The organism is Mesorhizobium sp. M7A.T.Ca.US.000.02.2.1 (genome assembly GCF_003996995.1).
Lineage (GTDB): Bacteria > Pseudomonadota > Alphaproteobacteria > Rhizobiales > Rhizobiaceae > Mesorhizobium.
The window spans coordinates 1-3,091 of record NZ_RZTT01000563.1 but is presented as its reverse complement, the minus strand read 5'-3'; the positions used below and the strand labels follow the sequence as shown (position 1 = coordinate 3,091).

The 3,091-nt window shown below is 62.8% G+C and carries 4 protein-coding genes; 2 read left to right on the top strand and 2 right to left on the bottom strand.

What is annotated here, in order from left to right:
* Nucleotides 1-359: GNAT family N-acetyltransferase (locus tag EOD15_RS31610; RefSeq protein ID WP_148129733.1), on the bottom strand; the 359-nt coding region annotated here is incomplete at its 3' end.
* Nucleotides 356-1,243 (bottom strand): phosphoserine phosphatase SerB, encoded by an 888-nt coding sequence (serB, locus tag EOD15_RS31605; RefSeq protein ID WP_127323085.1) that lies wholly within the window; start codon nucleotides 1,241-1,243, stop codon nucleotides 356-358. The genes serB and EOD15_RS31610, both read right to left, overlap by 4 nt.
* Here serB and miaA point away from each other — a divergent pair.
* Both miaA and EOD15_RS31595 read left to right on the top strand, forming a co-directional pair.
* The gene (miaA, locus tag EOD15_RS31600; RefSeq protein WP_127409175.1) at nucleotides 1,233-2,201 is read left to right on the top strand and encodes a tRNA (adenosine(37)-N6)-dimethylallyltransferase MiaA; all 969 of its coding nucleotides are present in this window, start codon (nucleotides 1,233-1,235) and stop codon (nucleotides 2,199-2,201) included. The two genes, serB and miaA, sit on opposite strands and share 11 nt — an antisense overlap.
* 105 nt (nucleotides 2,202-2,306) lie before the next feature.
* Nucleotides 2,307-3,091 (top strand): GGDEF domain-containing protein (locus tag EOD15_RS31595; protein ID WP_148129732.1); only part of this gene is annotated, 785 nt, incomplete at its 3' end.

The following is a 3,091-nucleotide window of genomic DNA, read 5'->3' as shown; positions in this document are numbered from 1 at the left end:
CCATAGGCAAGCCATGCCTGAGCCGCCTCGGTGACGTAACCTCTGCCCCAGAATTCAGGCGCCAATCGCCAGCCGATCTCGATCATGCTGGCTGGCAGGAAGTCCATGTGATCGGTTCCGGTTATACCGACAAAACCGATACATTCGCCCGATGCGGCGATTTCTGCGGCCGCAAAGCCAATGCCGTCGCGATCGATGGCGGCGCGGAACTGATCCATCTTGGCATCCGCCTCGGCGCGGTCGCGGCGGAACGGAAAGAACTCCATCACCCGGTCGTCGGAGTTTATGCGGTGGAACAGGTCGCGGTCGCGATCCTCCCAGTTGCGCAGGATCAGGCGCTCGGTGCGCACTGGTTTCATTGCACAAACTCCTCCTGCCTGTAGCCTTGCACATAAAGCAGCGCGGTCAGGTCGCCATGATCGATGCGGACCTTGGCCTGTGCCGCCACCGTCGGTTTGGCGTGGAGCGCGACACCGGTACCGGCCAGGCGGATCATGTCGAGATCATTGGCGCCGTCGCCGACGGCGATGGCGTCGGCGGGCGTCAGGCCGAGGCGCGCTGAAATTTCGATCAGCGCGTCGGCCTTAGCGGCGCGGCCGAGGATCGGTTCGCCGACCAGCCCGGTGAAGCGGCCGTCCTGCTCGAGCAGGCGATTGGCGCGGTTCTCCTGGAAACCGAGCATGGCGGCGATGCGCGTCGTGAAGACCTCGAACCCGCCAGACACGAGTGCCGTCCAGGCGCCGTTGGCGCGCATGGTCCGGACCAGAACACGGCCGCCCGCTGCCAGCGTCAGGCGATTGGCGACGATGCGATCGACCACGGCGGCGTCGAGGCCCTTGAGCAACGCCACCCGTTCACGCAAAGCCGGTTCGAAGGCGATCTCACCATTCATGGATCGCGCGGTGATGGCCGCAACATGATCCTTGACGCCGATCTCGTCGGCCAGCTCGTCGATGCATTCCTGGTCGATCATGGTTGAATCCATGTCGGCGATCAGGATTTTCTTGCGGCGGGTTTCCGCCTGCTGGACGATCACGTCGACGGCCTCGCTGGCAAGTGCCGTGCGCAAGACGGCACTCGTGACGGCGTCGTCGGCTGCCTCAGGCAGGACGAGATCGCAGGCAATACCTTCGGCCAGCCAGACAACAGCGCTTGCGCCGACCGACCGTGAGGCCATATTCGCAAGCGACAGCGACAAAGCGCGCTCAGTGGGACGGGAAACAAGCGTGGCGATGAGCGGCATGAAACATTCCGGCGGGGAGGCGGGCGAGGGCCGCGTGAAGAACGCGATCCTGATAGCCGGGCCGACCGCCAGCGGCAAGTCGGCGCTTGCGCTCGATCTGGCCGAGCGCAGGGGTGGCGTGATCGTCAACACGGATTCCATGCAGGGTTATTCGGTGCTCGACGTGCTGACCGCCCGGCCGGAGGCGGCCGACCTCGCCCGCGCACCGCATTATCTTTATGGCCATGTCCACCCGGCCACCGCCTATTCCACCGGCGCCTGGCTGCGCGACGTGATGAAGCTGATCGAGGACGGCACATTCTCCGAACGGCCAGTGATTTTTGTCGGCGGCACCGGGCTCTACTTTCGCGCGCTGGCCGAGGGCATTTCGGAAATGCCCGACATTCCGCAGCGGGTCCGCGACCGCTGGCGCTATGAGTTGAAGGAGCAGGGCGCCGTCAAGCTGCACAGCCTGCTGCTGCGCGAGGATTCGGCGGCCGCCATGATGCTCAAGCCAACCGACAGCCAGCGCATCGTGCGGGCATTGGAGGTTCTCGATGCGTCTGGCCGTTCGATCCTGGAATGGCAGGCAGAACGCGGCCAGCCGCTCATCGACAGGGAAAGCGCACGTTTCTTCGTGATCGAGCCGGATCGGGCGGCGTTGGTCGCTCGCATCGACAAACGCTTCGACCAGATGCTGGACAAGGGCGCGCTGGACGAGGTCAAGCGGCTTGCAGCACTTGGCCTCGATCCCGAATTGCCGGCGATGAAAGCGATCGGCGTTCGCGAACTGCAGGCAGCGATGGCCGGAGAGATTGGCTTTCCCGAGGCAATCGAACGCGCCAAGATCGCGACCAGGCAATATTCCAAGCGGCAAACCACCTGGTTCAGGAATCAATTGGGGCCGGAATGGCTGAGATCGCGCCCCGGTGATGATCTGGAAACCACGATCTCAGCGCTTGCCTCCGATGCAACCTGAAAAGTTTAACTGCAAGGAAAGGTTCCCGTTGTGGTTGTCCAAATTAACCCTCCGTAAGCCCGCCCATGCCATAAGATCAGTGGGCACTTTTCCAACGGGGAGCAGATGCGTTTCCACAAGGCGGAATCAGCATTTTTCGTCTTTATATTCGTGATCCTGGCCGCCGGCCTGGTGACGCTGCATGCTTACGGACTTCTGCAATCCTTCGCCGACGAGTTGCATACGGCTTCGGGTCTGGACAAGGTCATCTATCTCAACAAGCTCTTGTTCGCGACCGGCGTGCTCCTGGCCACCGCGCTGTTCTTCGGCATCTTCTTCATCTATCCGCTGATCCGCAAACAGGCGATGGAGGAAGGCAAGCTGCGCGCCATGACGGTCTCGCTCAGCGCGCGCTCGGAAACATTCGAGCATGCGGCGCTGACCGATGGCCTGACCGGCATGCAGAACCGGCGCTATTTCGATGATGCGCTGAAGGAGTATCTCGAGGAGTTCCGGCGCATCGAAAAGCCCGTCGGGCTGATGATCCTCGATCTCGACCATTTCAAGCAGGTCAACGACACCCACGGCCATGACGTCGGCGACGAAGTGCTCAAGGCCGTCGCGAACTGTCTCAAGGACATGACGCGCTACCACGATGTGGTGGCGCGATTGGGCGGCGAGGAGTTCGCCGTGGTCACGCCCAACATGGACGCCGAGCTTCTGGGCAAGTTTGCCGAGCGCATCCGCAAGGCGATCGCCAACATGTCGGTGCTGTCGGGCAATGTCCGCCTCAAGATCACCACCAGCGTCGGGCTCGCCGTCTGGGACCGCAAGGAAACAGCGGAAGAGTTCTATCGCCGCGCCGACCGCCAGCTTTACGAAGCGAAGAGGCAGGGCCGCAACCGCGTCTG

Excerpts from the sequence above, each read along its gene's own strand:
- miaA (WP_127409175.1), top strand. The coding sequence starts at position 1,233 with ATGAGCGGCATGAAACATTCCGGCGGGGAGGCGGGCGAGGGCCGCGTG.
- serB (WP_127323085.1), bottom strand. The coding sequence starts at position 1,243 with ATGCCGCTCATCGCCACGCTTGTTTCCCGTCCCACTGAGCGCGCTTTG.